This is a genomic window from Rhodanobacter sp. FW101-FHT13A11 (assembly GCF_058790335.1).
On the sequence record NZ_JBYTCN010000001.1, the window covers coordinates 243,348 to 269,090 of the forward strand.

Here is a 25,743-nt window from a genome sequence, read left to right on the forward strand (position 1 = left end):
GGGCTCCGGACTGGGTGAACGGCCAGCCTAAACGAATTGGCCCGGTAGAAGCATCTGCCCGCTTCTGCCGCTAGAATAGGGAGCTTGTACTGCCCGTCGAGGGGCGCTGCGACCGTTCCCGTGCACGAGCTTCACGGGAGCCGGCCAGGCTCGGCGCGGCACGTTCCACAACGGCGCCCGGTTGCTTTACGCGAGTCCCTTCGCGATAGACCGGCCTTCCTTGGCCGGACTCTTCACGAGAGCCTTGCGCTAACCGGAGATCCCCGATGAACGCCGCACTCAAAGAAAACACCCACGACTACAAGATCCGCGACCTCTCGCTGGCCGATTTCGGCCGCAAGGAACTGGACATCGCCGAGCACGAGATGCCGGGCCTGATGTCGATCCGCCGCAAGTACGCGCCGCAGCAGCCGCTGAAGGGCGTGCGCGTGACCGGCTCGCTGCACATGACGATCCAGACCGCGGTGCTGATCGAGACGCTGAAGGACATCGGCGCCGACGTGCGCTGGGCCTCGTGCAACATCTTCTCGACCCAGGACCACGCTGCCGCCGCGATCGCCGCCAGCGGCACGCCGGTGTTCGCCTGGAAGGGCGAGACGCTGGAGGAATACTGGGACTGCACGCTGGACGCGCTCTCCTTCCCCGACGGCAAGGGCGGCTTCCTCGGCCCGCAGCTGGTGGTGGACGACGGCGGCGACGTCACCCTGCTGATCCACAAGGGCTACGAGCTGGAGAACGGCTCGAACTGGGTCGACGAGAAGGCCTCCTCGCACGAGGAGCAGGTGATCAAGAACCTGCTCAAGCGCGTGCACGCCGAGCGTCCCGGCTACTGGCACACCGTGGTCAAGGACTGGAGGGGCGTCTCCGAGGAGACCACCACCGGCGTGCACCGGCTGTACCAGCTGGCCGAGGCGAAGTCGCTGCTGGTGCCGGCGATCAACGTCAACGACTCGGTCACCAAGAGCAAGTTCGACAACCTGTACGGCTGCCGCGAGTCGCTGGCCGACGGCCTGAAGCGCGCGATGGACGTGATGCTGGCCGGCAAGGTGGCCGTGGTCTGCGGCTACGGCGACGTCGGCAAGGGCTGCGCGCACTCGCTGCGTGCCTACGGCGCGCGCGTGGTGGTCACCGAGATCGACCCGATCAACGCGCTGCAGGCGGCGATGGAAGGCTTCGAGGTCAACACGGTCGAATCCACCCTGGGCCGCGGCGACATCTACGTCACCACCACCGGCAACAAGGACGTGCTGACGCTGGCCCACATGCAGGGCATGAAGGACCAGGCGATCGTCTGCAACATCGGCCACTTCGACAACGAGATCCAGGTCGACGCGCTGAACGCCTCCGGCGCCACCCGCCTCAACATCAAGCCGCAGGTCGACAAGTACACGTTCGCCAACGGCAACGCGATCTTCCTGCTCGCCGAAGGCCGCCTGGTCAACCTCGGTTGCGCCACCGGCCACCCCAGCTTCGTGATGAGCAACAGCTTCTCGAACCAGACCCTGGCGCAGATCGACCTGTGGGCGCACAAGGACAGCTACACGGCCAAGGTGTACATCCTGCCGAAGAAGCTCGACGAGGAAGTCGCCCGCCTGCACCTGGAGAAGATCGGCGTGAAGCTCACCACGCTTACCGCCGAGCAGGCCGCCTACCTTGGCGTGCCGGTGGAAGGCCCGTACAAGCCGGAGCATTACCGCTACTGATTGTTGCCGGGAATCGGGAATGGGAATCGGGAATCAGGGCCCGGTTCCCCCGCATGACGGGGCGCAGCGATGCGCCCCGTTTTTTTATGCGCCCGGCACACGATGCTTGCTCCCTCCCCTGCACGCAGGGGAGGGTCGGGGTGGGGTCGCTCTTCGCTCTCAACCATTCCCGGCTTCGATTCTTGATTCCGCCATCTATCGCTCCATCGCGACACAAAGATATATACTCGCCGGTACCGCGACCAGGAACCCGTGCGATGCCTTCGATCAGCTTCGAATTCTTCCCGCCCAAGACCGAAGAACAGCGCACACAGCTGGACCGGGCGGCGCAGGTGCTGAAGGCGCACCAGCCGGAATACGCCTCGGTCACCTTCGGCGCCGGCGGCTCCACGCTCAGCTACACCGGCGATACGGTGGCGCGGCTGTATCACGAGCACGGCCTGGAGGTGGCGCCGCACCTGTCGTGCATGGGCGGCACCCGGGCCGAGATCGGCGCGCTGCTGGACAGCTATCGCGCCGCGGGCTACCGGCGCCTCGTGGCGCTGCGCGGCGACATGCCCTCGGGCATGGCCAGTGCGGGCGACTTCCGTTATGCCGCCGAACTGGTGGGCTTCATCCGCGAGCACTGCGGCAACCACTTCCACATCGAGGTGGCGGCGTATCCGGAAACCCATCCGCAGGCCGACGACGCGCTGCGCGACCTGCAGCATTTCAAGGCGAAGATCGATGCCGGCGCAAACGGCGCGATCACCCAGTACTTCTTCAACCCCGACGCGTATTTCCGCTTCGTGGACGACGTGCACCGGCTCGGCGTCAGCGTGCCGATCGTGCCGGGGATCATGCCGATCGCGAACTACAGCCAGCTGAAGCGCTTCTCCGACCTGTGCGGCGCCGAGATCCCGCGCTGGATCGCCAAGCGCATGCAGGCCCACGGCGACGACGCCGAATCGGTACGCGCGCTCGGCGCCGAGGTGGTGGCGCAGCTGTGCCGGCGCCTGCTCGACGGCGGCGCGCCGGGGCTGCACTTCTACACGCTGAACCGGGCCCGCGCCACGCAAGCGGTACTGCAGCAACTTTCATGATCCGCGAGGCCGGTATGCTGGCGCGATGCACCGGTTGGCCACCCTGCTCCGCCTGATCCTGCTGGCCTGCGCCGCGCCTGCCGCGGCGCAGGCGCCGATCCATCGTTGCATCGGCGCGAACGGCGGCGCGGTGTTCACCGACCAGCCCTGCGCGGCGCTGCAGGCCACTCCGGTCGCCCCCGCCGCCAGACCCGGCAACGCCGCAGCGCCGGCCGCCGCACCGCCGCCGATCCTGTGCGCGGCCAGCCGCCACGAACTGCGCCAGAGCGTGATCGACGCGTTCGCCAGCCGCGATGCGAACCGCCTGGCTGGCCTGATGCTGTGGAACGGCTATGGCCGCGGCACGGCGATCGCGGACATCCACTCGCTGGCCGGGTTGATGAAGCAGCCGCTGCTGGACGTGGACATTCCTGATGGCGCCGTGCCGGCCGCAGCCGCCAGTACCGACACCCCGCTCACCGCCGACAACCCGCGCGCGCCGCCGCCGGCCGACGACCGGCTGCTGCTGCACACCGCCGGCAACGACGGCAGCGGCGGCCCGCGCGAACTGCGCTTCGACATCGTGCGCCAGGCCGGCTGCCTGTGGCTGCGCAACGCGGATTGACGCCGGCCCGACGCCCAGCAGTTATCATGGGCGGTCACCTTTGGAGAACCGACATGGCGCAGCAATACCCCGAATGGATCTGGCAGAACGGCAGCATCAAGCCCTGGGCCGAGGCGACCACCCACGTGATGTCGCATGCGCTGCACTACGGCTCGTCGGTGTTCGAGGGCATCCGCAGCTACGCCACGCCCGATGGCGCAGCGATCTTCCGCCTCACCGACCACCTGAACCGGCTGTATCAGTCGGCCAGGATCTATGACATGGCGCTGCCGTACACCGCCGACGAGCTGGCCGCGGCCTGCCGCGAGGTGATCCGCCGGAACGGCCTCGGCGCCGCCTACCTGCGCCCGGTCGCCTGGCGCGGCCTGGGCGGTTTCGGCCTCTCCGCCGAAACGCCGATCGACATGGCGGTGGCCGCGTGGCCGATGGGCCCGTACCTCGGCGCCGAGGCGCTGCAGAACGGCATCGATGCCTGCGTGTCGAGCTGGCAGCGCTTCGCGCCGAACACCATCCCGGCCGGCGCCAAGGCCGGCGGCAACTACCTCTCGGGCCAGCTGATCGCGCGCGAGGCGCGCCGCCTGGGCTTCGGCGAAGGCATCGCGCTGGCTTCCACCGGCCTGCTCAGCGAAGGCGCCGGCGAGAACCTGTTCCTGGTCTTCGACGGCGTGCTGCACACCCCGCCGGCCAGCGCCTCGCTGCTCACCGGCATCACCCGCAACACGCTGATGACGCTGGCCCGCGAGGACGGCATCGAGGTGGTCGAGCGCGACATCCCGCGCGAATACCTGTACCTCGCCGAGGAAGTGCTGATGTGCGGCACCGCCGCCGAGATCACCCCGATCCGCTCGGTCGACGGCAAGCAGATCGGGGCCGGCAAGGCTGGCCGCGTCACCCTGCGCCTGCAGGAGCTGTTCTTCGGCCTGTTCGACGGCCGCACCCACGACAAGTGGGGCTGGCTGGAGCAGGTGTGAGGGCTGGGGAAGCGGGTCAAGTGCGAGCAGCGGGAAACGAGAGGGCCTCGACCTGATCGCCCACCAAAAACGCCCCGCGATGCGGGGCGTTTTCGTTTCCTCTCTGCTTTGCTCCCTCCCCTGCTGCGCAGGGGAGGGTTGGGGTGGGGTTAGCTCTTGATCTCCTCCGCAAGCCCAAACGACCCCTCACCTGAAGGACTCCCTGCGGTCGCTAACCTCCTCCCTGCGACCGCAGGAAGTCCCTTTGGAGCAAGCAGGGGGAGGAACCAAAGGCGTCAGGCGAACCTGATGCTCGCGATCGCGCCGTTCGCGTCGCTGCGCGGGCGCATCGAGACGTCCCAGCCGTAGAGCTCGCACAGCCGGCGCACGATCGCCAGGCCGAGGCCGGCGCCGCTGCCGCCGGCACCTTCGCCGCGCACGCCGCGCTGGAACAGGCGTTCGGCATCCTCGGGCTTGATCCCGGGGCCGGTGTCGATCACCTCGATGGAGCCGTTCTCCACGACCACCCGCACGCTGCCTTCGAGCGTGTACTTGATCGCGTTGCCGACCAGGTTGGTCAGCGCTACCGACAACACCGAGGCCGGCGCGTTGACGTTGACCGGTTCGTTGACGGCAAGGTCGATGGTCAGCGGCTTGCCGCGCATCTGCGGGCGCTGGCTCTCGATCACGTCGGCGGCAACCTTGCCCACCTCGGTGGTCTCGCCGCGGGTGGGGCCGCGCCGCTCGGCGCGCGACAGCAGCAGCAGCGCCTCGATCAGCTCGGTGGCCTGGCGCGAGGCACGCTCGATGCGCTTGAGTCGCTCGCTCAGCTTCTCGGTGAGGTCGGGCGAACCCTGCAGAAGTTCGGTGGTGGAGGCGATCACCGCCAGCGGCGTGCGCAGCTCGTGGCTCACGTCGGAATTGAACTCGCGGTCGCGCTCGACCATCGCGGTGAGCCGCGCCGAGTACTCGTCCAGCGCGTGCGCCAGCTCGCCCACCTCGTCGTCGGCGAAATGCGGCGCCAGCGGCTCGGCCTTGCCGGCCTTGCGGAAATCGCGCAGGCGGTTGGCCAGTTCGCTGACCGGCTTGAGCACCTTGCGCGACAGCCACAGGCCCAGCACCAGCGACAGCAGGCCGAACAGGAACACCGCGCCGATCACGCTGATCAGCAGCTGCCGCTTGCCGAGGTCGTCGCGGCTGACGTCGTACTTGACGAAGGCGATCAGGCCGTACTTGCGGCTTACCGCCAGCTTGTAGTGCCGCTGGCGGCCGTCCGTGTCGGTCTCGTAGATGTCGTGCACGCCGCTGGGCAACGGCTGCCATGCCAGCGGCGCCTTGTAGAGGGTGCGGTCGCTCCAGCCCCAGCCGGTCATCAGCTTGGAATAGAACGGCTGCCCCGGCGACTCGTGCATCTGCTGCACGTAGCTGTCGGCATCCTGCTGCAGCGCCGAGGCCACCAGTTGCTCCTCCACCTTGGCGCGAACGTACAGCGCGGCCACGGCGAACAGCGCGCTGAGGCCGAAGCCGAACAGCGCGAACGAGACGATGAGGCGGAACCGCAGCTTACGCCTGGACTGCATCCGGCTCGACCATCCGATAGCCAATGCCGTGCCGCGTGTGGATCAACGGCTTGTCGAACGGTTTGTCGATCGCCGCGCGCAGGCCATGGATGTGCACGCGCAGGGAGTCGCTGTCCGGCAGCTCTTCGCCCCACACGCGCTGCTCCAGATCCTGCCGGGTGACCACCGACGGGCTCGCTTCCATCAGCGCCTGCAGCAGCTTCAGGCCGATCGGGTTCAACTGGATCGACTTGCCCTCGCGGTTCACCGTGAGCGTGTCGAGGTTGAAGGTGAGGTCGGCCACCTTCAGCACGCGGCTCTGCGGCCCCTTGCCGCGACGTGCCAGCACTTCCAGCCGCGCGGCCAGTTCCTGCAGCGCGAACGGCTTGGTCATGTAGTCGTCGGCGCCGGACTCGAAGCCGGTCAGCTTCTGCTCCAGCGCATCGCGCGCGGTAAGCATCAGGATCGGCGTCTGCTTGTGCGCCTCGTGGCGCAGCTTGCGGGCGACCTCCAGGCCGTCCATCCCGGGCAGGGTGAGATCGAGCACGAGCACGTCGAAGTCGTGCACCACCGCCAGGTGCAGGCCGGTCACGCCATCGCCCGCGAAATCCACCACATGGCCACGATCTTCCAGATAGTCGCCGATGTTGGTTGCGATATCGCTGTTGTCTTCGATCACCAGAACACGCATGTGTCGCTCCTGCACAGCCGGCGAACGGACCCGCTGGAGTAGCAAGCTTAACAAGCTTGCGTGAACGTGGCGCACCCGGCGCGCCGCGAAACTGAACGGGTGACGCGCAGGCAAGAAAAAAGCCCAGACGCGCGACTCGCCGTCGCCACGCCTGGGCCCGAACTACTGCCCCGATACCATCGTCTGCCGCGACCAGATCACGTGCCGAGCAAAAAACAGTGCAAGCTTTATAGGGGGTGGATGGTTACAGTGCAGTTAACCCGTTCTCACCTGGCCGTTAAACGCGTCGCGGCATCGCAAACTTGCCGTTGCACCTGCAGAACCGGCATCCTGGATGGCACCGACCATCCTGCCGGGGTCCGGTTTGCGTCAACCATCCTGTCACGATCCACGACAGATATGCGTTCCGGTTGAAATGCGGCAACCCGCTTTTGCGTCGACATCGCCATTTGCCTGCCGCCCGGAAGTCGCATCTCCCGCAGCCAGCTTGAATGCCACGGTTTGGCGATATCTCCGCAAGCCTGCACCAACCTCGGGCACAACGTACCTCCATGTGCGAATGGCTTCAACCGCGGCCTTATCGAATACGCCTGCCGGTTCGGCGCTGACCACCCGTGGCTCCAGTACGCCGCCATCGGCAGACAATCCGAACTCGATCGTTACCCGTCCCTCGACACCACGCAAGAGCGCCGCGTGGGGATAGACCGGCTGGTTGATGTGCACCGGCACCGGTGCCGGACCTGGAGATGGCTCGGCCGAAACTCCAGGTGCAACAATGGGCGCGACCGGCTCGTCATGCAGCATCGACACTAGATCGTCAACCTGCAGCGGTGTCACGTGTAGCAAGGTCGATGCAGTCTGCGAAACAGGTAATACGTCACCCGGACCCGCTTCATTCAGCACCCCGACCGCGCGCTCGACAGGCCGCAGCGCCTCGGCATGCTTCAACGCCAGATCCGCAGCGACATGTCGCGCCAACGGCGGCCACCGCGGCACCCAGACCGACTGCAATCGCAGGATTGCACCCTTTAGGTCCTGCTGCACATGGCTCTGCTGCCACTTGATCTGCAGTGTCAGCATCAGTAGCAAAACCCCCAGCAGTACCGCGGCGAAACGGGCCGGCGTGCGTGCATGCACTCCCTCGCTCACCACCGGCACGATCATGTGCTGCACGCGATCCAGCAGGACGCCACCGTTGGCCGCCAGTAGCAGCGAGGCGTGCCGCTCGCGCAATTCGCCCAGCTCCGCCAGCGCCGCCACGAACTCACGCCTGCTGCCACCATTGACTGCCAGCGCCAGCTCGTCGCAGCAGATCTCGCGTTCATTGCGTACGTCGCGCGACACCCAGTGCACGACCGGATGGTAGAAATACAGCGTCTCGAGAACGATCTGGAACAGGTTTACCAGAGGATCCCGGCGCCGCAGATGCGCCAGCTCATGGGCAAGGATCAATTCGACCTGCGCTGCTGGAAAATTGCACGCCACGGCCATCGGCAACAGAATCACCGGCCGGATCCAGCCAACCACGGCCGGTGTAGCAATGACCTTGCTGCACAGCACGGCGACGTGTCGATGCAGGCCGAAACGTGCGCTTATCGCGGCGATACGATGCTGCCATTCCGGCATCGGCTCGGCCGCCCGGGCCAGTGCTTTCAGCCCATGCCATTGTAGCCACGCCCGCAGTGACCGCAGCAGCACACCGAGCGACCATGCCAGCACCAACCATGGCAGCAAGGTACCCAGGCTGGCATCCCAAGCCCGGGGAGCCGCATCCGCTACAGCGCCGAGGCCGCTCGATGCAGCCGGCACCATGTCGACGACCGCCTGCGCGATCGGCGACGCCGCTTCCAACAGCCGCCAGATGGTCAGCAGCGGGCACAGGGCAAGTGCCGCCAGAATTGCCATGCCGAAACGGTAACGTACCCCGCCTCTTGGCATTACCTTGCGCACCAGCGCATACAGCAGCCCCAGCAACGCACCCTGCCAGACGAAATGCAGCAGAGCCCAGCCAATCACGCGCACACCGGCAAGCACTACCGGCAACATGTCCATCACGACGCGTCGTCCTTGTCGAGTTTGTCTAGCAGGCTGCGGATCTGACGCAGTTCCTCGCGGCTGGCATGCTGGCTGCCAAGTGCGTGCAATACCAGCTGCGAGGAGGAGCCGTCGAATACCCGCTGTACGAGATCGAGCAGGAACCGCTTCTGGGTGCGTTCCTTGCTGTACGTCGCGCGATAGACATGTGCACGCTGCGAATCGTCGCGAGCCACCAGCCCCTTGGCGTGCATCACCTGCAAAAGCTTCAATGTCGTAGTGTAGCCTGTGCCGACACTGGGGTAGAGCACATCATGCACTTCGCGAACCGTGCATGCGCCACCCGCCCACAGGACGTGCAATATTTCCAGCTCCGCTTCGGTAGGCCGTGGCGCTTCGGTTGGCGATCTCTTCATCATGGTCTGGCCATCGGTTCCGGAAATCGGCTGGCTACTGGCTTGCCTCAAACATCCAGACTCGCTCAGTTGCCGCCCTTGGGAGTTTGTACGCGTTTCATGCCATCCAGTGCCTGCTGGGTATTGCGACGATCCTGCTCGATCGCGCCGTAGGTTCGACACGTCGTGCGGGCAATGTGCGATCCGACGGGGGCGGTGTTTTCGCATACCAGGCGATTGTTGTCGCGGCGGGTCAGAATCGCGTTGACGGCTTCCTGATGGTTGAACAGGTCGACCTTGGTGTTCTGATCCATCTGATCCACGCTGTTGTACTTGTCGAACAACGATTGCATGTAAGCCAAACCGGTATTGACGTCCTCATGCTCCTTCTTGTCGATGTAACCGTAACGGCCACCTGGGTTCATCTGCTTTTGTACGGCGATAACCACGGCAGCAAAGTCGGCCTTGTTTTCCGCCTTCACGATGACTTCCATCTTGGCAGCGTGAACCATCCCCGCCTGCAGCAGAGCCACGCCCATGATCACGCCGACCAGCCATGCCTTCGATTTCATCTCCGCTCCCCCGATCGCGCCGCCCCACGGCGGGTGCCTGACGCACGATCTGACTGGCCTCGATCTTAGGTCGGCCACGGAAACGTTGTCAACGAAGATTGACGTACTAAATCTTTCGTAGATCACCCCTGCGCAAACGCCCCTCGGGGCGCGGACCGGTGGTGGTCGCCTGTAGCAGATCCACGATGGCACCGGCCACATCGACGCCAGTGGCGGCCTCGATGCCTTCCAGACCGGGCGAGGCGTTCACTTCCAGCAGCAGCGGACCCCGCCTGGAGCGCAGCAGGTCGACGCCGGCGATACCCAGCCCGAGCGCGCCGGCCGCGCGCACCGCGATGCGTTTTTCCTCCGCGCTCAGCGTGGCGGCGGTCGCGCTGCCGCCGCGGTGCAGGTTCGCGCGGAAATCGCCGGGGCTGGAGTCGCGCTGCATCGCCGCCACCACCTTCTTGCCGACCACGAAGCAGCGCAGGTCACTGCCCTGCGCCTCGGCGATGAACTCCTGCACCAGGAAATTCGCGTACAGGCCGCGGAACGCCTCGATCACGCTCTGCGACGCGGCATGCTTCTCGGCCAGCACCACGCCGGTGCCCTGGCTGCCCTCGTTGAGCTTGATCACGTGCGGCGGATCGCCGAGCAGGGCGAGCACGTCGTCGGCATCGTCCGGGTTGTCGCCGAACACGGTCACCGGCATGTCGATGCCCTGCGCCGCCAGGATCTGCAGGCATCGCAGCTTGTCGCGCGCACGCAGCACCGCATCGGACGGGTTCGGCGTGTACACGCCCATCATCTCCAGCTGGCGCAGCACGGCAGTGCCGTAGAACGTGCTGGTCGTGCCGATGCGCGGGATCACCGCATCGATGTCGCGCACCTCCCGGCCCTTGTAGCGGATCGATGACGCGCCCGGCGCGATGCGCACGTAGCAGCGCAGCGGATCGAGCACGCGCACCACATGGCCGCGCACGCGGGCGGCCTCGACCAGCCGCTTGGTCGAATAGAGGCGGGTATTGCGCGACAGGATCGCAATCTTCATGCAGAAAGATCCGTGGCCACCCGGGGCGGCCGTGACTGGGTGTAGGAACGCGCCGGGTCCACCGCAAAACGCCCGCTCAGCGCGCTGCGGCCCAGCAGCATCGGAAACAGCATATGCCGGCGATCGGTCAGGTTGATGTCGACGTCGAACCGCTGCCCGGCCAGTTGCACTTCGCTGCGGATGAACCAGCGCTCGGTGCGCCGCCCGCCGGTGTCGGTCACCGCGCGGCGATCCAGCGCCGGCGCCTCGCAGCGGATCTCCAGCGGTTGGCGGCGACCGGCATGGATGGTGAAGCACAGCCAGGTCGCGCCGTCGCGCAGGAAGGTTTCCAGGGTGTCCACATGCAGCGAACTGCTGCGCGCCCCGGTATCGAGCTTCGCCTTGAGCACGCCGATGCCCAGCTGCGGCAACGCCAGCCGCTCCCGCCAGCCGAGTGTGATCAGATCCGCCATGTGGGTTCGGGAGTCGTTCGGGGATCGGGGAGTGGAGCGGGTGAAGGGAATCGAACCCTCGTCAGTAGCTTGGGAAGCTACAGCTCTACCATTGAGCTACACCCGCCTTGGCCGGCGGATGGTAACCCGGGATTCGCACGGTTGGAAAGCGCGCGCGCCCCTCCTTGCCGGCGCCTGCCGGGCCAACGCGTGCTGAACGGCGGCGGGAGGGGATCTCCCACGCGGTCATCACCTGTACTCCAATGCACGTTGAGGCGGGTGTGTCGGACGGAACCCCGTGCCGCACCCGCCTTCGCTCGCGAGGAGAGCATCCATGCCCAGGTTTGCCGAGTTGTCCGCCCCGTGGCGCCGTCACTGGCGAGCGCTGGCGATCGTGCTGCTGTGCGCGGCGGCGGGACTGGTCCAGGCGCAATCCCGCCCGGACGGCATCGATCCGCCGAGCCGGGTGGCGCGGCTGTCGTACATCGCCGGCGACCTCGGGTTCCTGCCGGCCGGCGCGAAGGGCTGGAGCGACGCCAACCTCAACCGTCCGCTGACCACCGGCGACAAGCTGTCCACCGCACGGAACGCGCGCGCGGAACTGGAATTCGGCGGCGGCACGCTGCGCATGGACGACCGGACGGACGTCGGCCTGCTCGACCTCAATGACAAGCTGGCCCAGCTCGAACTGACCCGCGGCACGCTCAGCCTCACCGTGCGCCGGCTGGGCAACGGCCAGAGCTACGAGATCGACACGCCGACGGTGGCGCTGGTGGTCGACCGGCCCGGCACCTTCCGCGTCGACATCGACGACCGCAACGGCGGCACCCGGGTCACCGCATTCGACGGCGACGCCACCGTGTTCGGCGAGAACAACGCGCAGCGCACGATCAACCCCGGCCGCAGCTACCGCTTCACCGACGCCAGCCTGGCGACGGTGACGATCACCGACATCGACGACGGCGATACGTTCGACGACTGGGTCAACGGGCGCGACCGGCGCTACGTGCGGTCGGAAAGCCGCCGCTACGTATCGGAAGACGTGGTGGGCTACCAGGATCTCGACCAGTACGGCAGCTGGCGGGACACCGGCGAATACGGCGCGGTGTGGTTCCCGAGCCATGTCGACCCCGACTGGGCGCCGTACCGCACCGGCCATTGGGCCTGGATCGCGCCGTGGGGCTGGACCTGGGTGGACGACGCGCCGTGGGGCTTCGCACCCTACCACTACGGGCGCTGGGCCTACGTGCGTGGCGGCTGGGGCTGGATCCCCGGCCCGGTCAGCGTGCGCCCGATCTACGCGCCGGCGCTGGTTGCGTTCGTCGGCGGCGGCAGCTGGTCGATCGGCATCGGCAGCGCGCCGGTGGGCTGGTTCCCGCTCGGCCCGGGCGAGGTCTACAACCCGTGGTACCACTGCGACCGCAACTACTACACGCGGGTCAACGTCACCAACATCTACGTGCACAACACCATCAACCGCACCACGGTCATCAACAACATCGACAACCAGTACAACTACTACCGCGCGGGCCGCCCGTTCCGCGAGGCCGGCTACGCCAACCGCATGGCGCCGCGCGGCTTCACCGCCATGCCGGGCAATGCCTTCGCCGACGGCAGCCGCGTACAGCGCGACCGGATCCGTGTCGACCCGCGCAAGCTGGCCGATGCCCCGGTGCTGGTGCGCGGCGCCCACCGGCCGCCCCCGGTGGTCGCCGGCAGCGCGATGCCGCCGCGCAGCGCGCACGTGCGCGACCTGCCGGCCGGCGGCTTCGAGCGGGAGGTGGTGGCGCGCCATGCCCCGCCCGGCATGACGCCGGAAGCTGTCGCCCGCGGCCGGGCCGCCCAGGTGGCCGACGGGGAGCATGACGACGCCTTCCGCCCGAACGTGCGCATGCTGAACGCGCACGGCAATGCCGATCGCGCGTCGCGCCCGGCCGCGTCGCGCCCGGAGTTCGCGGGAAGCGACGGCAACGGGTTCCGGCAGCCGACGGCTCCCGCCGCGACGCTCCCCGAGGTCAACCGGATCAGTCCGGCCGCGGCGCAGGACAACCCGCCCGCGCCGCGCGAGGGTGCCGAACTGCGCTCTGCGCGCTTCGCCCACCCGCGTGGCGGTGATATCGCCGATCATCCGCGGCCGGGCGTCAGCTACATCGCCCCTGCGGACCGGGCCGGCCCGGCGACCACCGGCGGCCCCGCGCTGCCGCCGATGCCGCAGATCCGGCGCGCGCCCCTGGCCGACCGGGAGATGGTGCCGGCGACCACCGAACGCACCCCTCGCTACGAGCCGCCGGCAGACCGCACGATGCAACGCGACCCCATGCGTGCGCGCGCTGCCGAGGAGCCCCGCTTCCAGCGCTCCGAACCGGCGCCGCGCTTCCAACGCCAGGAGCCGACGCCCCGCGGCTATGTCCGCGAGGAAGCACTGCCGGCTGCGGCCGCGCCACCGCGCGAAATGATGCAGCCGCCGCGGCCGCCGCCGTCCTACCAGCCCCCACCGCCGCGCTTCGACCCGCCGCCACGCGTCCAGGAAGCGCCGCAGCCGCCACGCGGTGAGCCGCGGCAACCGCCGCGCAAATCCGCGCCACGCGAGAGCGAGGACCGGCAGCAGAACTGACATCGTCCCGCTCGTGCGGGGCGCAGGAGTCCCGCCCGCGATGGCCGTCGTCCCGGTGGCGGCCGGGATGCGGCATCGGGCGCGGCTTTCGAGGCCGCCGCCGGTAAAGCGCGACGCCAGCCGCTACAATGTCCGCATGCAGATCATCCTCAATGGCCAGCCGCGCGACTGCGACTCCGCCACCAGCGTCGCCCGGCTGCTGGAACAGGCCGGCTACGCCGGTCGCCGCGTGGCCGTGGAACTGAACCAGGAAATCGTGCCGCGCAGCCGGCATGACAGCCAGTTGCTGGCCGACGGCGACCGGCTGGAAATCGTCCACGCCATCGGCGGCGGCTGAATCCGCCCCGTTTTGCGCACCCCAGAGTCCCGCATGAACCTCAAGACCACCGCTCCGACCGACCCGCTGATCATCGCCGGGAAAAGCTACGGCTCGCGCCTGCTCACCGGCACCGGCAAATACCGGGACTTCGACGAGACGCGCGCCGCCTCGCTGGCTGCCGGCGCGGAAATCGTCACGGTGGCGATCCGCCGCGTGAACATCGGCCAGGACCCCTCCGCGCCCAGCCTGATCGATGCGTTGCCGCCGGGCGAATTCACCCTGCTGCCGAACACCGCCGGCTGCTACAACGCGGCCGATGCGGTGCGCACGTGCAAGCTGGCGCGCGAGCTGCTGGACGGCCACCGGCTGGTGAAGCTGGAAGTGCTCGGCGACCAGAAGACGCTGTTCCCCGACGTGGTGGAGACGCTGAAGGCCGCCGAGGAACTGGTCGCCGACGGTTTCGAGGTGATGGTCTACACCAGCGACGACCCGATCCTCGCCAAGCGGCTGGAGCAGATCGGCTGCGTCGCGGTGATGCCGCTGGCCGCGCCGATCGGTTCGGGCCTGGGCATCCAGAACCGCTACAACCTGCTGGAGATCATCGAGAACGCGAAGGTGCCGATCATCGTCGACGCCGGCGTGGGCACCGCCTCCGACGCGGCGATCGCGATGGAGCTGGGCTGCGACGGCGTGCTGATGAACACCGCGATCGCCGGCGCGCGCGACCCGGTGCTGATGGCGCATGCGATGAAGCTGGCGATCCAGGCCGGCCGCGCCGCGTTCAGGGCCGGGCGCATCCCGCGCAAGCGCTACGCCTCCGCCTCCAGCCCGATCGACGGCACCATCGGCTGAGCCCAGGCTCCTCTGCACGGGAGGTGCTGGAAGCCGCCCTCCCCGGACCCCGCATGACCGACACGCCCCGCCACGAGGCTCCCGAACACCTGCGCCGCATCCGCAGTTTCGTGCTGCGCGAGGGGCGCATGACGCCGGCGCAACAACGCGCGTTCGACACGCTGTGGTCGCGCTACGGTATCGACTACCGCGGCGCGGCGCACGATTTCGCCGCCAGTTTCGGCCGGCGGGCACCGCTGGTGCTGGAGATCGGTTTCGGCAACGGCGAGGCGCTGGCCTGGGCCAGCGAGCACGACCTGTCGCGCGACTTCATCGGCGTCGAGGTGCACGGCCCCGGCGTGGGCCGGCTGATGAATGCGCTGGCCGCGCGCGGCGCCGCCAACGTGCGGCTGTACAAGCACGACGCGGTCGAGGTGCTGGAACACGAGATCGCCGCCGACAGCCTGGCCGAGGCGCGCATCTGGTTCCCCGACCCATGGCACAAGAAGCGCCACAACAAGCGCCGCATCATCCAGCCGGCCTTCGTCGCCCTGCTCGCCTCGCGCATGGCCCCCGGCGGCCTGCTGCACCTGGCCACCGACTGGCAGCCCTACGCCGAGCACATGCTCGAGGTGATGGAAGCCGCCCCGGGCTGGCGCAACGCCACCGGCCCGGGCCAGTACGCCGAAAAGCCGGAATGGCGCATCGAAACCCACTTCGAGCGGCGCGGACTGAAGCTGGGGCATGGGGTGTGGGATTTGTTGTACCGGAAGGTTTGAGCGAAGAGCGACCCCACCCCGGCCCTCCCCTACTGCGCAGGGGAGGGAGCAATGCCAGCTGTTCTCCCTGCAAGCTGGGGAGGAAGCGATGCCAGCTGTTCTCCCTCCCCTACGCAGTAGGGGAGGGTTGGGGTGGGGTCAAGCTTTTGACCTTTCCTCCAGCACCCGAAAAATCTCCGCCACCACATCCTCCGTGCGCAGCAGCACGTCGTCGTTCCAGAAGCGCAGCACGCGATAACCTTCGCGCTGCAAGGCCGCGGTGCGTCGCTGGTCGTACGCCAGCGCATCGAGATGCTGCCCGCCATCCAGCTCGACCACCAGCCTCGCCGACACGCAGACGAAGTCCGCGACGTAGCCAGCCAGCGGATACTGGCGGCGGAACTTGTGCCCGCCCAGCTGCTGTCGGCGCAGGAAGTACCACAGGCGACGCTCGGCATCGGTGCTGTCGTTGCGCAGGCGGCGGGCATTGATCCATATGCGCTGCATGGCGAGTCCTTCGCTGGGATTGAATGCGGAAAAGCCTAACCCCCTCCCAACCTCCCCCTGCAAGCAGGGGGAGGAGCAAAAATCAGTACTCTCACGCCACTGTGTTGTGCTCCCTCCCCTGCAAGGCAGGGGAGGGTCGGGGAGGGGTTCGCTCTTGGCCTTGGGTTCACCAGCTGGCGCACCACCCCGCTTATACTCACGGCCATCCGCCCAGGGACGAATCGACAGCAGCGTGAAGCTTCCACTGCCCCGCCGTATCCGCCGTAGCCCGCTGCCCTTCCGGGACGTCGGCTAGTGGCACTCTCGCTCACCCCCGAAATGGTCCTGGTACTCGGGCTGGTGGGCTTCACCATGCTGATGCTGGTACTGGAGTGGATCCGCGCCGACATGGTGGCGCTGCTGGTGGTGGTGGTGATCGGGCTGACCGGGTTGATCCCGTCCGACCGCGTTTTCAACGGCTTCGCCGGCAACGCGGTGATCGCGATCATCGCGATCATGATCATGGGCGAGGGGCTCGACCGCGCCGGCGTGCTCAGCCTCACCGCGAACTTCGTGATGCGCATGGCGCGTGGCGTGGAATCGCGCCTCGGCATGGTGATCAACCTGGTTGCCAGCCTGTTCAGCGCGGTGATCCCCAGCCAGGCGCTGGCGGCGCTGATGATCCCGGTCAGCAGCCGGCTGGCGGCGCGCACCGGCGTGCCGTTGTCGCGGCTGCTGCTGCCGATGGCGTTCTGCATCCTCACCGCCACCAACACCACGCTGATCGCGAATTCGCCGCTGATCGTGCTGAACGACCTGATCGCCAGCGCCAACGTGAACCTGCCGCCGGGCGCGCACACCATCCCGAAGTTCGGCCTGTTCAGCGTCACCCCGATCGGCCTGGCGCTGGCGCTGCTGGGCGTGGGTTATTTCTACTTCTTCGGCCACAGGCTGCTGCCCGGGCACGAGGACGAGCGGCTGAAGGTGACGCCCGGGCGCACCGAGAGCTACTTCGCCGAGACCTACGGCATCGTTGGCGAAACCGCCGAGCTCACCGTCACCGCGGAAAGCCCGCTGGTCGGCATGAGCATCGGCGAGGTGGAGCAACTGCACGGCGCCCCGCTGATCCTGGCGATCAAGAGCGGCAACGAGGCGCGCATGGCGCCGCCGGCCGACCTTGTGATCTGGGTCGGCTCGGTGCTCGGCGTGCTCGGCCCGCGCGAGCAGCTGAACCAGTTCGCCAACAACCAGCTGTGCCGGCTGTCCACCCGCATGCGCCAGCTCGGCGAGTTGTTCAACCCGACCCGCGCCGGCATTTCCGAAGTGGTGATTCCGCCGGTATCGCGCTTCATCAGGCACACCGTGGGCGAGCTGCGCCTGCGCAAGCGCTTCGGCATCTCGGTGCTGGCGGTGAACCGCGGCGACCAGGTACTGCGCGACGACGTGCGCTCGGTCAGCCTGCGCGCCGGCGACACCGTGGTGCTGCACAGCAACTGGCGCGACCTGTCGCTGGCCGCGGAAGACCGCGACCTGGTCGTCGTCACCGACATCCCCAAGGAGCAGCAGCGCCCCGGCAAGATCTGGCAGGCGGTGGGCTTCTTCGTGCTGGCGAAGTGCCTGGCGCTGTTCACCAACCTCGACCTGTCGGTGGCGATGATGACCGGCGCGATCGGCATGCTGCTCACCGGCGTGCTGAACATGGACGAGGCGTACAAGGCGATCAACTGGAAGACGATCTTCGTCACCGCCTGCCTGATCCCGCTGGGCTGGTCGATGGACGCCACCGGCACCGCCGCGTGGATCGCCCAGGTGGTGCTGGAGCATCTGGGCAGCGCGTCGCCGTGGCTGCTGCAGCTGTGCCTGGCCGTGCTAACCCTGCTGTTCTCGCAGGTGATGTCCAACGTCGGCGCCACCGTGATGATGGTGCCGATCGCGATCAGCGTGGCCGTCGCCACCGGCGGCAACCCCTCGGCCTACGCGCTGATCGTGGCGGTGTCCTCCTCCAACACCTTCCTGCTCAGCTCCGGCCATCCCGCGCTGATGATGGTCACCGGCCCCGGCGGCTACAAGGGCAAGGATTTCCTGCGCGTGGGCCTGCCGCTGACCTTCCTGGTCCTCGTCGTCACCCTGCTCGCGATCAACCTGCTGTTCCGCTGAAATACGCGCCGGGCAAGCGACAGCGGCCCGCATCGCTGGTATTTTCGCCGCCAGACCGCGCGCCGCATGATGCGTCGCCTTCCGCAAACAGGGGAAATCGCGTGAACGAACCCAGGATTGCCCTCGTCGGGCTCGGCTACGTCGGGCTGCCGCTTGCAGTGGAGTTCGGCCGCCAGTTGGACACCGTCGGCTTCGACACCAGTGCCAGCCGGGTCGACGAACTGCGCCAAGGCCGCGACCACACGCTCGAGACCTCGGCCGAAGAGCTCGCCGCGGCCGGCCGGCTCAGCTTCACCACCGACGTGCGGGACATCGCGGGGTGCAACGTGTTCATCGTCACCGTGCCCACCCCGGTCGACGAGGCGAACCGGCCGGACATGCGCCCGCTGGAAAGCGCCAGCGCCAGCATCGGCAGCGTGCTCAAGCGCGGCGACATCGTGATTTACGAGTCCACCGTCTACCCCGGCACCACCGAGGAGATCTGCGTGCCGGTGCTGGAGCGGGTCTCGGGACTGCGTTTCAACCACGACTTCACCTGCGGCTACAGCCCCGAGCGGATCAACCCCGGCGACAAGCTGCACCGGCTGCCCACGATCACCAAGATCACCTCCGGCTCCACCGCGGAGACGGCCGACTTCGTCGACGCGCTGTACCGGCGCATCATCACCGCCGGCACGCACAAGGCGTCCAGCATCAAGGTGGCCGAGGCGGCCAAGGTCATCGAGAACACCCAGCGCGACGTCAACATCGCACTGGTCAACGAGCTGGCGATGATCTTCAACACCATGGGCATCGACACCCAGGACGTGCTCGACGCCGCCGGCACCAAGTGGAATTTCCTGCCGTTCAAGCCCGGCCTGGTCGGCGGCCACTGCATCGGCGTGGACCCGTACTACCTCACCCACAAGGCCACCATCCTCGGCTACAACGCCGAGCTGATCCTCACCGCCCGCCGCATCAACAGCCGCATGGGCCTGCACGTGGCGCACCGGGTGATGCGCCTGATGGCGAACAAGCGCATCCACGTGGTCGACTCGCGCATCCTGGTGCTGGGCCTGACCTTCAAGGAGAACTGCCCGGACCTGCGCAATACCCGTGTGGTGGAAATCGTGCGCGAATTCGAAACTGCGCATGCCCGGGTGGACGTGTACGACCCCTGGGCCGATCCCGCCGAGGCCAAGGAGAAACTCGGCATCCACCTGGTCGATGCCCCCACTGCCGGCAGTTACGATGCCATCGTGCTGGCCGTGGCGCACCAGACCTTCCTCGACCTGGGCAGCGAGGGCATCCGCCGCTTCGGCCGCGAGCACTGCGCCCTGTTCGATATCAAGAGCCTGCTTCCGGCCGCCATGGTCGACGGCCGGCTGTAGTCTCTGTCCGCATCGGCGGCCGGCCGCCGGTCGTGCCTGATCAGGCGGTGTCTTGCGCCAGCCTCACCTCGCCCGCCTCCACCCTTACCGCCACCACGCGCAGGTGCTCGCCGCGGCACGGGCCGGCGATGCACAGGCCGTCGGCCCGGTCGAAGGTGGCGCCATGCACGGCGCAGATCAGGGTGTCGTTCTTCAGCAGGAACTTGCCGGGGGCGTAATCGAGGCGGCGGCCGGCGTGGGGGCAGATGTTGAGGTAACCGCGCACTTCGGCGCCGCGGCGCAGCAGGATCAGGTTTTCCTCGCCATCGGCCAGCACGGCATCGACCGCGGTGGCGCCGCCGTCGGGGATCTCGTCCAGCCGGCACAGCAGCGGGCGGCTGGACGATTCGACGGGAAAGGATGTATCCATCGGCACTTGCCTCGCGGGCCGGATGGCCCCATGGTTGCACGCGTAAGTCGTTGATTTTACCACACGGATTTTTAACACATGTACTTCGCCATGCCTTCCCTGCGTCGCTCCCGCCACCCGCTGGCCCGTGCCCTGTCGCTGCTGCTGGGCGTGGTGGTGCTTGGCGTGCTGCTGGTGTTCGGGCTGGTGGTGGCCGGTGTGCTGCTGGTCGGCGGCCTGGTGCTGCTGGCCGTGCGCCAGTGGAGGCAGGGCCGCGCCCCGGCAAAGCTGGCGGCATCCAACGCGCACGCGCAGCCGGCCGTGCTGGAAGGCGAGTTTGTGGTGATTCGCCAGGGGCGGCCGGTCGCGCACTGATCGCGTTTTTCAACAACCTGCTGCGGACAGCCGGCACGGACGCGCGGATAATGCGCCGTCCCCACACGATCCGCCCCCATGTCCGACACGCCTGCCTCCGTCGCGGTGGAAACGCCGCGCAGCCCGACTGATCCCCGCGTCCTGATTCCGCTGGCGTTGCTGGCGCTCTACGTGATCTGGGGTTCGACCTACCTGGGCATCCGCTTCGCGCTGGAAAGCTGGCCGCCGTTCCTGCTCGCCGGCGTGCGCTTCCTGTGCGCGGGCGTGCTGCTGTACGGCTTCCTGCGCTGGCGCGGGATGGCGCCGCCGACACGCGAGCAATGGCGCAACGCGGCGATCACCGGCCTGCTGCTGCTCGGCATGGGCAACGGGCTGGTGTGTTTCGCCGAGGAAAGGGTGAGCTCGGGCATCGCCGCCGTGGCGGTGGCCAGCATGCCGCTGTTCGCGGCGCTGTTTTCCGGCATGTACGGCGAGTGGCCGCACCGGCGCGAGACGATCGGCCTGGCGATCGGCTTCGCCGGCGTGATCGTGCTGAACCTGGGCAGCAGCCTGGCCGGCTCGACGCTGGGCGCGGCCGCCCTGCTGACGGCGGCCGCAGCCTGGGCGTTCGGCGCGGTGTGGAGCCGGCGCCGGGTGATGCCACCGGGCCCGATGAACACCGCCGCGCAGATGCTGTGCGCCAGCGTCGCCCTGCTGGCCGTGGGCTTCGCCAGCGGCGAACACCTGCCCGCGCACCCGACCATGCGCGCCACCCTGGCGCTGGCCTATCTGGCGGTGTTCGGTTCGATCATCGCGTTCAGCGCGTTCCTGTATGTGCTGAAACACACCCGCCCGGCACTGGCCACCAGCTATGCCTACGTGAACCCGCCGGTGGCGGTGCTGTTCGGCGTGTTGCTGGCCGGCGAGCACGTAGGCACGTTCGACCTGGCCGGCATGGCGATCATCCTGGCTGGCGTGGCGGTGATCACGCTGGCGAAGCAGAAGCGGTAGGTCAGAAGCCTTGCCTCCCGAAAGCAGGGAAAGGAGCAGAGCGGCGCAGCTTTTACTCCCTCCCCTGCTTGCCCCAAAGGGACTTCCTTCGGTCGCAGGGGAGGGTCGGGGCGGGGTTGCTCTTCGCCGTAAAGTCAAAAGCTTTACCCCCTCACCTGAAGGACTCCCTGCGGTCGCCAACCTCCCCCCGCTTTGCGGGGAGAGGGGCAAACGTGGCGCCGCCTGGCGGCGGCGCTGGTTTCGCTTCATTGAAGCTAGACCATGGTCGGCTTGCCCGCCCCGCCGCCGCGGCGCGACGATGTCGTGATTCACCGGCGGAGAGCAGCATGAACGCGAGACAGGACGGCTGGATGGCGCGAGTGGCATTGCGCAGCGCGGCATGGTCGGAGCGCTGGTTTCCGGATGCCTGGGTGTTCGCCGCGCTGGGCGTGGTGGTGGTGGCACTGGCCGCCCTCGGTTTCGGCGCCACACCGGCGGCGACGGTCAATGCATTCGGCGACGGCTTCTGGAGCCTGATCCCGTTCACCATGCAGATGGCGTTCGTGGTGATCGGTGGCTACGTGCTGGCCACCGCGCCGGTGGTGGCGCGCTTCATCGACGTCCTGGCGCGGGCGCCGCGCACGGGTCGCGGCGCGATCGTGTACATCGCGCTGGTCAGCATGCTGGCCTCGCTGCTGAGCTGGGGCTTCTCGCTGGTGTTCGGCGGCCTGCTGGTGCGTGCGCTGGCGCGGCGCGAGGATCTGCGCATGGATTACCGCGCCGCCGGTGCGGCGGCCTACCTCGGCCTGGGCGCGATCTGGGCGATGGGCCTGTCCTCGTCGGCGGCGCAGTTGCAGGCGAACCCGGCCAGCATGCCGCCGGGCCTGCTGGCGATCACCGGCGTATTGCCGTTCAGCCAGACGATCTTCCTGTGGCAGTCGATCGTGCTGACCGCGGTGCTGATCGTGGTGTCGCTGCTGATCTGCTGGTACACCGCGCCGTCGGACGCGAATGCGCGCACTGCGCAGGATTTCGACGTGGTGGAAAGCTCGACGCCGGCGCTGCCGCCGCGCACGCGGCCGGGCGAGTGGCTGGAGTACAGCCCGCTGCTGGCGCTGGCGATCGGCCTGCTGGGGCTGGGCTGGCTGGGCCACGAGTTCGCCAGCAAGCCGGCGGTCACCGCGATCGCCAACCTCAACACCTACAATTTCCTGTTCCTCACCCTCGGCATCCTGCTGCACTGGCGCCCGCGCAGCTTCCTCGATGCGGTGGGCCGCGCGGTGCCGAGCACGTCCGGCGTGCTGATCCAGTTCCCGCTGTACGGCGGCATCGCCGCGCTGCTCACCCACGTGCCCGGCGCCGACGGCGCCACCCTGGCGCACCGGCTGTCGAACCTGTTCGTGCACGTCGCCGGCACCGAGAGCTTCCCCGCGGTAATGGGCGCGTACTCGGCCATCCTCGGCTTCTTCGTGCCCTCCGGCGGCGGCAAGTGGCTGGTGGAGGCGCCGTACGTGATGCAGGCGGCGAACGACCTGCACGTGCACCTGGGCTGGGCGGTGCAGGTGTACAACGCGGCCGAGGCGCTGCCGAACCTGATCAACCCGTTCTGGATGCTGCCGCTGCTCGGCGTGCTGGGGTTGAAGGCGCGCGATGTGGTGGGCTACACCTTCGTGCAGCTGGTGGTGCACGTGCCGCTGGTGCTGGGCATGCTGTGGCTGCTGGGGCTGACGCTGAGCTACGTGCCGCCGGTGATGCCCTGAGACACCCGTAGGAGCGCACCCTGTGCGCGATGCTCTCCGTCACGTCACGCAAAAGCATTCGCGCACAGGGTGCGCTCCTACAGTTCGCGCAACGCGGTGGTCACCGGCAGCCGCGCCGCACGCACGGCGGGGAACAGGCCGCCGATGAAGCCGATCGCCAGCGCCCACTTGAGTCCGGTCCAGAACAGCGCCGGCGTTACCGCGAGCTTGAAGCTGAGCGTGCCGACCGTGCCCTGGGCCAGGGTCGATGCGCTGTAGCCGTTGAACACCAGCCATGCCAGCAGGCCGCCGATGACGCCGCCGAGCAGCGCCAGCAGCATGGTCTCCAGCATCACCGCCACCACCACCGGCAGGCCGCGGAAGCCGATGGCGCGCAGCGTGGCGATCTCGCGCGCTCGCGCGGCGACGGTCGCGAACATGGTATTGAGTGCGCCGAATACCGCGCCGATGCCCATGATCACGCCGACCACGATGCCGATGATGGTGATCGCCTTGGTGACGCCCTCGGATTGCTTGCGGAAGTAGTCCAGCGTGGTGCTGGTATCCGCCTGCAGGCGCGGGTCGCCGGCGAGCGCCGCCTTGAACGCGTCGAAGGCGGCGGGGCTGGTCAGGCGCACGAACACCGAAGTGCGGCTGCTGCCGCGGCGGTAGGTATCGGCGACCACGTTGGCGTCGCCCCACAATTCCGAGTCCATCGCGTTGCCCGACTCGAACACGCCGGCCACGGTCCAGGCCTGGCTGCCCAGCTTGACTTCACGGCCCGGCGTCAGCCCGGCAAACTGGTGCTGCGCACCCTTGCCCACCACCAGTTCGCGCAGACCCGGCGTGAACTTGCGCCCGGCGATGATCTTCACCTCCGGGCGCAGCGTCCAGGCTTCGTCGCCGATGCCGCGCACCTGCACGCTGCCCTCGTCGCCGCTGCCGTCGTTGAGCGGCAGGTTCGCTGCCACCACCAGCTCCGGCGAGGCGATCGGCTTGCCGGCGGCATCGCGGGCGATGCCCGGTGCCTGTTCGATCACCGTGGCGCTCGCATGATCGAGAACCGAGGACACCTCCGAGGCCGAGCCCCCGCGCAGGACGATGGCGGTGTCGGCGCTGCCGCTCCTGTCCAACGTCTCGCGGTAGCCCACGCCCATCGCCAGCAGCGACACCAGCACGGCGACCACGCCGGCGATGCCGATGACCACGACCGACGAGGTGCCGATGCGCTGCGGCAGGGTGCTGACGCCGACGCGGGTGACCGAGCCGGCCTGCCGGCCGGTGCGCGCCAGCAGCATCCACAGCGCAAACAGCACGGCCAGCGCCAGCAGCGCCGGCCACGGCAGCACGGTCCATGCGGTGATGCCGACGACGACGATCAGGCACAGGCCGAGGCCGCGCAGAAACGATTTCAACTTGCCCATGACGGATTCTCCTCAGCGGCCGGCCAGCGCATCGACGATGTTCAGGCGCATCGCCCGCAGCGCGGGCAGCGCTCCCACCAGCAGGCCGATGGCGACCATCAGGCCCACACCCAGCAGCCAGCTGCCCGCGTGCACCGGCGGCATGTTGATCACGCCGCCGCTGCCGGCGCTGACGACCGGCCCCAGCACCGCGGCCAGGCCGAGCCCCAGCACGCCGCCGAGCAGTACCAGCAGCACCGATTCGGCCAGCACGATCATCAGCACGCTGGTACTGGAGAAGCCGATGGTCTTCATCACCCCCAGCTCCGAGGTGCGTTCGCGCACTGCCTGCGCCATCGTGTTGCCGGTCAGGAACACCAGCGTGAAGAACACCGCGCCCATGATCGAGAACACGATCAGGCCGATGTTCGCCATCTGCTTGATCCACGATGCCATCGCGGCCTGCTCGGTCTGCGTCTTGGTCTCGTGGTCGGAATTGGCCGACAGCGCATCGATGGCCCGGGCCACCTGGTCGGCCTGGGCGGGGTCGGCGACGCGGCTGACGTACCAGCCCACCTGCCCCTGGTTGTAGGGGTTGGACTCGTCGAAGTACTTCCAGTGCATCAGGATGCCGCCCTGCAGGAACTCGCCGTGATCCGGATCCCTGGCGTGCATGATGCCGGCAATGTCGAAGGTCCAGTTCTTGCTGCCGTCGCGATTGGGGAAAATGTTCGACATCAGCGGAATCTTGTCGCCGACCTTCCAGTGGTACTTCTTCGCCAGCACGTCGCCGACCAGCACGCCGGTGCGGGTGCTTTCGAAAGCCTTGCGCTCGGCCGGCGTGATGGTGATCTCCGGGTACATGTCGATGTAGTTCGGGCTGACCGCGAAGGTGAAGATCTGGTTGTGCGAGTCCTGGTAGGCGCCGCCGAACCAGTTGGCGGAGGCCACGTCCTTCACGCCGGGCACGTTCGCGATCTTCGCCTGCAACGCCGACGGCAAGGGCTGGATGAACGACAGCTTCGAACCGGTCTGCAGGCGTTCGGCGCCGGCCGCGCTCTTGCCGGCGTTGGCGAAGCTGGTGCGCACGCCATCGAGCATGCCGAACAGCAGGAACGCGGCGGCGATCGACACCAGGGTGAGGATGGTGCGGGTCTTGCGCCGGAACAGCGCGGCCCAGATCAGGTGGAGGTATTTCATGACGGAATCCTCTGGGGATCACGAGGCCCGCTCCGCTGCACGATGGCGCAGAAGCCGGGGATGTACTCCCTCCCCTGCACGCC

General features: G+C 68.0%; 24 protein-coding genes, 1 tRNA gene and 1 riboswitch. Of the genes, 13 read left to right on the top strand and 12 right to left on the bottom strand.

The window, feature by feature from the left end; all coding sequences use genetic code 11:
* Positions 1-92: 92 nt before the first annotated feature.
* Positions 93-186: riboswitch (S-adenosyl-L-homocysteine riboswitch) on the top strand.
* A gap of 80 nt (positions 187-266) precedes the next feature.
* From ahcY to AC3WRN_RS01090, 4 genes are all read left to right on the top strand, one after another.
* Positions 267-1,703 carry an adenosylhomocysteinase gene (gene ahcY, locus AC3WRN_RS01075; protein WP_492621532.1) on the top strand — a complete coding sequence of 479 codons (1,437 nt, stop codon included), beginning with the start codon at positions 267-269 and terminating at the stop codon, positions 1,701-1,703.
* Positions 1,704-1,960: 257 nt separating this feature from the next.
* Complete coding sequence (gene metF / locus AC3WRN_RS01080; protein ID WP_068090162.1) at positions 1,961-2,785, top strand: methylenetetrahydrofolate reductase [NAD(P)H]; 825 nt, start codon at positions 1,961-1,963, stop codon at positions 2,783-2,785.
* A 25-nt stretch (positions 2,786-2,810) separates the two neighbouring features.
* Positions 2,811-3,389: a DUF4124 domain-containing protein gene (locus tag AC3WRN_RS01085; protein ID WP_492621533.1), complete on the top strand. Its 579-nt coding sequence runs from the start codon at positions 2,811-2,813 to the stop codon at positions 3,387-3,389.
* Positions 3,390-3,442: 53 nt separating this feature from the next.
* Complete coding sequence (locus AC3WRN_RS01090) at positions 3,443-4,360, top strand: branched-chain amino acid transaminase (RefSeq protein ID WP_068090157.1); 918 nt, start codon at positions 3,443-3,445, stop codon at positions 4,358-4,360.
* Positions 4,361-4,635: 275 nt separating this feature from the next.
* Here the strand turns inward: AC3WRN_RS01090 and AC3WRN_RS01095 are convergent, their stop codons facing one another.
* The 8 genes from AC3WRN_RS01095 to AC3WRN_RS01130 all read right to left on the bottom strand — a co-directional run bounded on the left by AC3WRN_RS01095 (position 4,636) and on the right by AC3WRN_RS01130 (position 11,178).
* A complete protein-coding gene (locus tag AC3WRN_RS01095) occupies positions 4,636-5,919 on the bottom strand; it encodes a sensor histidine kinase (protein ID WP_068090155.1) in 1,284 nt (427 codons plus the stop codon).
* Positions 5,903-6,589 carry a response regulator transcription factor gene (locus AC3WRN_RS01100; RefSeq protein WP_492621534.1) on the bottom strand — a complete coding sequence of 229 codons (687 nt, stop codon included), beginning with the start codon at positions 6,587-6,589 and terminating at the stop codon, positions 5,903-5,905. The genes AC3WRN_RS01095 and AC3WRN_RS01100 overlap by 17 nt, the downstream gene beginning before the upstream one ends.
* Positions 6,590-6,970: 381 nt before the next feature.
* Positions 6,971-8,641, bottom strand: coding sequence for a TonB family protein (locus AC3WRN_RS01105; protein ID WP_492621535.1), 1,671 nt, complete (start codon positions 8,639-8,641; stop codon positions 6,971-6,973).
* Complete coding sequence (locus AC3WRN_RS01110; RefSeq protein WP_492621536.1) at positions 8,641-9,042, bottom strand: BlaI/MecI/CopY family transcriptional regulator; 402 nt, start codon at positions 9,040-9,042, stop codon at positions 8,641-8,643. The genes AC3WRN_RS01105 and AC3WRN_RS01110 overlap by 1 nt, the downstream gene beginning before the upstream one ends.
* 62 nt (positions 9,043-9,104) lie before the next feature.
* Positions 9,105-9,590, bottom strand: coding sequence for a hypothetical protein (locus AC3WRN_RS01115; protein WP_492621537.1), 486 nt, complete (start codon positions 9,588-9,590; stop codon positions 9,105-9,107).
* Positions 9,591-9,696: 106 nt separating this feature from the next.
* Entirely contained in the window at positions 9,697-10,620 is a 924-nt protein-coding gene (gene rimK, locus AC3WRN_RS01120; RefSeq protein WP_492621538.1) for a 30S ribosomal protein S6--L-glutamate ligase, read from the bottom strand.
* The gene (locus AC3WRN_RS01125) at positions 10,617-11,072 is read right to left on the bottom strand and encodes an ATP-dependent zinc protease family protein (protein ID WP_068090143.1); all 456 of its coding nucleotides are present in this window, start codon (positions 11,070-11,072) and stop codon (positions 10,617-10,619) included. The genes rimK and AC3WRN_RS01125 overlap by 4 nt, the downstream gene beginning before the upstream one ends.
* 32 nt (positions 11,073-11,104) lie before the next feature.
* A tRNA-Gly gene (locus AC3WRN_RS01130) sits at positions 11,105-11,178 on the bottom strand.
* Positions 11,179-11,385: 207 nt separating this feature from the next.
* Between AC3WRN_RS01130 and AC3WRN_RS01135 the strand changes: the two genes are divergently transcribed.
* The 4 genes from AC3WRN_RS01135 (at position 11,386) to trmB (ending at position 15,594) form a co-directional block, all read left to right on the top strand.
* Positions 11,386-13,665: a DUF6600 domain-containing protein gene (locus AC3WRN_RS01135; protein ID WP_492621539.1), complete on the top strand. Its 2,280-nt coding sequence runs from the start codon at positions 11,386-11,388 to the stop codon at positions 13,663-13,665.
* A gap of 136 nt (positions 13,666-13,801) precedes the next feature.
* Positions 13,802-14,002 carry a sulfur carrier protein ThiS gene (thiS, locus tag AC3WRN_RS01140; protein WP_068090271.1) on the top strand — a complete coding sequence of 67 codons (201 nt, stop codon included), beginning with the start codon at positions 13,802-13,804 and terminating at the stop codon, positions 14,000-14,002.
* A 33-nt stretch (positions 14,003-14,035) separates the two neighbouring features.
* The gene (locus tag AC3WRN_RS01145; RefSeq protein WP_068090139.1) at positions 14,036-14,836 is read left to right on the top strand and encodes a thiazole synthase; all 801 of its coding nucleotides are present in this window, start codon (positions 14,036-14,038) and stop codon (positions 14,834-14,836) included.
* Positions 14,837-14,889: 53 nt separating this feature from the next.
* Positions 14,890-15,594, top strand: coding sequence for a tRNA (guanosine(46)-N7)-methyltransferase TrmB (gene trmB, locus AC3WRN_RS01150; protein ID WP_492621540.1), 705 nt, complete (start codon positions 14,890-14,892; stop codon positions 15,592-15,594).
* Positions 15,595-15,732: 138 nt separating this feature from the next.
* Here trmB and AC3WRN_RS01155 read toward each other — a convergent pair whose 3' ends face one another.
* Positions 15,733-16,080 (bottom strand): endonuclease domain-containing protein, encoded by a 348-nt coding sequence (locus AC3WRN_RS01155; protein WP_492621541.1) that lies wholly within the window; start codon positions 16,078-16,080, stop codon positions 15,733-15,735.
* Between the two features lie 318 nt (positions 16,081-16,398).
* Here AC3WRN_RS01155 and AC3WRN_RS01160 point away from each other — a divergent pair, with 318 nt between their 5' ends.
* Positions 16,399-18,216: an SLC13 family permease gene (locus tag AC3WRN_RS01160; RefSeq protein ID WP_068098601.1), complete on the top strand. Its 1,818-nt coding sequence runs from the start codon at positions 16,399-16,401 to the stop codon at positions 18,214-18,216.
* A gap of 101 nt (positions 18,217-18,317) precedes the next feature.
* Positions 18,318-19,586 carry a nucleotide sugar dehydrogenase gene (locus AC3WRN_RS01165; protein ID WP_492621542.1) on the top strand — a complete coding sequence of 423 codons (1,269 nt, stop codon included), beginning with the start codon at positions 18,318-18,320 and terminating at the stop codon, positions 19,584-19,586.
* A gap of 40 nt (positions 19,587-19,626) precedes the next feature.
* Here the strand turns inward: AC3WRN_RS01165 and AC3WRN_RS01170 are convergent, their stop codons facing one another.
* The gene (locus tag AC3WRN_RS01170) at positions 19,627-19,995 is read right to left on the bottom strand and encodes a Rieske (2Fe-2S) protein (RefSeq protein WP_068094980.1); all 369 of its coding nucleotides are present in this window, start codon (positions 19,993-19,995) and stop codon (positions 19,627-19,629) included.
* A gap of 78 nt (positions 19,996-20,073) precedes the next feature.
* On the opposite strand from AC3WRN_RS01170, the gene AC3WRN_RS01175 reads away from it, so the two are divergent.
* From AC3WRN_RS01175 to AC3WRN_RS01185, 3 genes are all read left to right on the top strand, one after another.
* On the top strand, positions 20,074-20,349 hold the full coding sequence (locus tag AC3WRN_RS01175) for a hypothetical protein (RefSeq protein ID WP_492621543.1): 276 nt from the start codon (positions 20,074-20,076) through the stop codon (positions 20,347-20,349).
* A 78-nt stretch (positions 20,350-20,427) separates the two neighbouring features.
* On the top strand, positions 20,428-21,339 hold the full coding sequence (yedA, locus tag AC3WRN_RS01180; protein ID WP_492621544.1) for a drug/metabolite exporter YedA: 912 nt from the start codon (positions 20,428-20,430) through the stop codon (positions 21,337-21,339).
* A gap of 350 nt (positions 21,340-21,689) precedes the next feature.
* The gene (locus AC3WRN_RS01185) at positions 21,690-23,078 is read left to right on the top strand and encodes a short-chain fatty acid transporter (RefSeq protein WP_492621744.1); all 1,389 of its coding nucleotides are present in this window, start codon (positions 21,690-21,692) and stop codon (positions 23,076-23,078) included.
* A 77-nt stretch (positions 23,079-23,155) separates the two neighbouring features.
* On the opposite strand, the gene AC3WRN_RS01190 is transcribed toward AC3WRN_RS01185, so the two are convergent.
* Complete coding sequence (locus tag AC3WRN_RS01190) at positions 23,156-24,481, bottom strand: ABC transporter permease (RefSeq protein ID WP_492621545.1); 1,326 nt, start codon at positions 24,479-24,481, stop codon at positions 23,156-23,158.
* Between the two features lie 12 nt (positions 24,482-24,493).
* Entirely contained in the window at positions 24,494-25,660 is a 1,167-nt protein-coding gene (locus AC3WRN_RS01195) for an ABC transporter permease (protein ID WP_492621546.1), read from the bottom strand.
* Positions 25,661-25,743 lie beyond the last annotated feature (83 nt).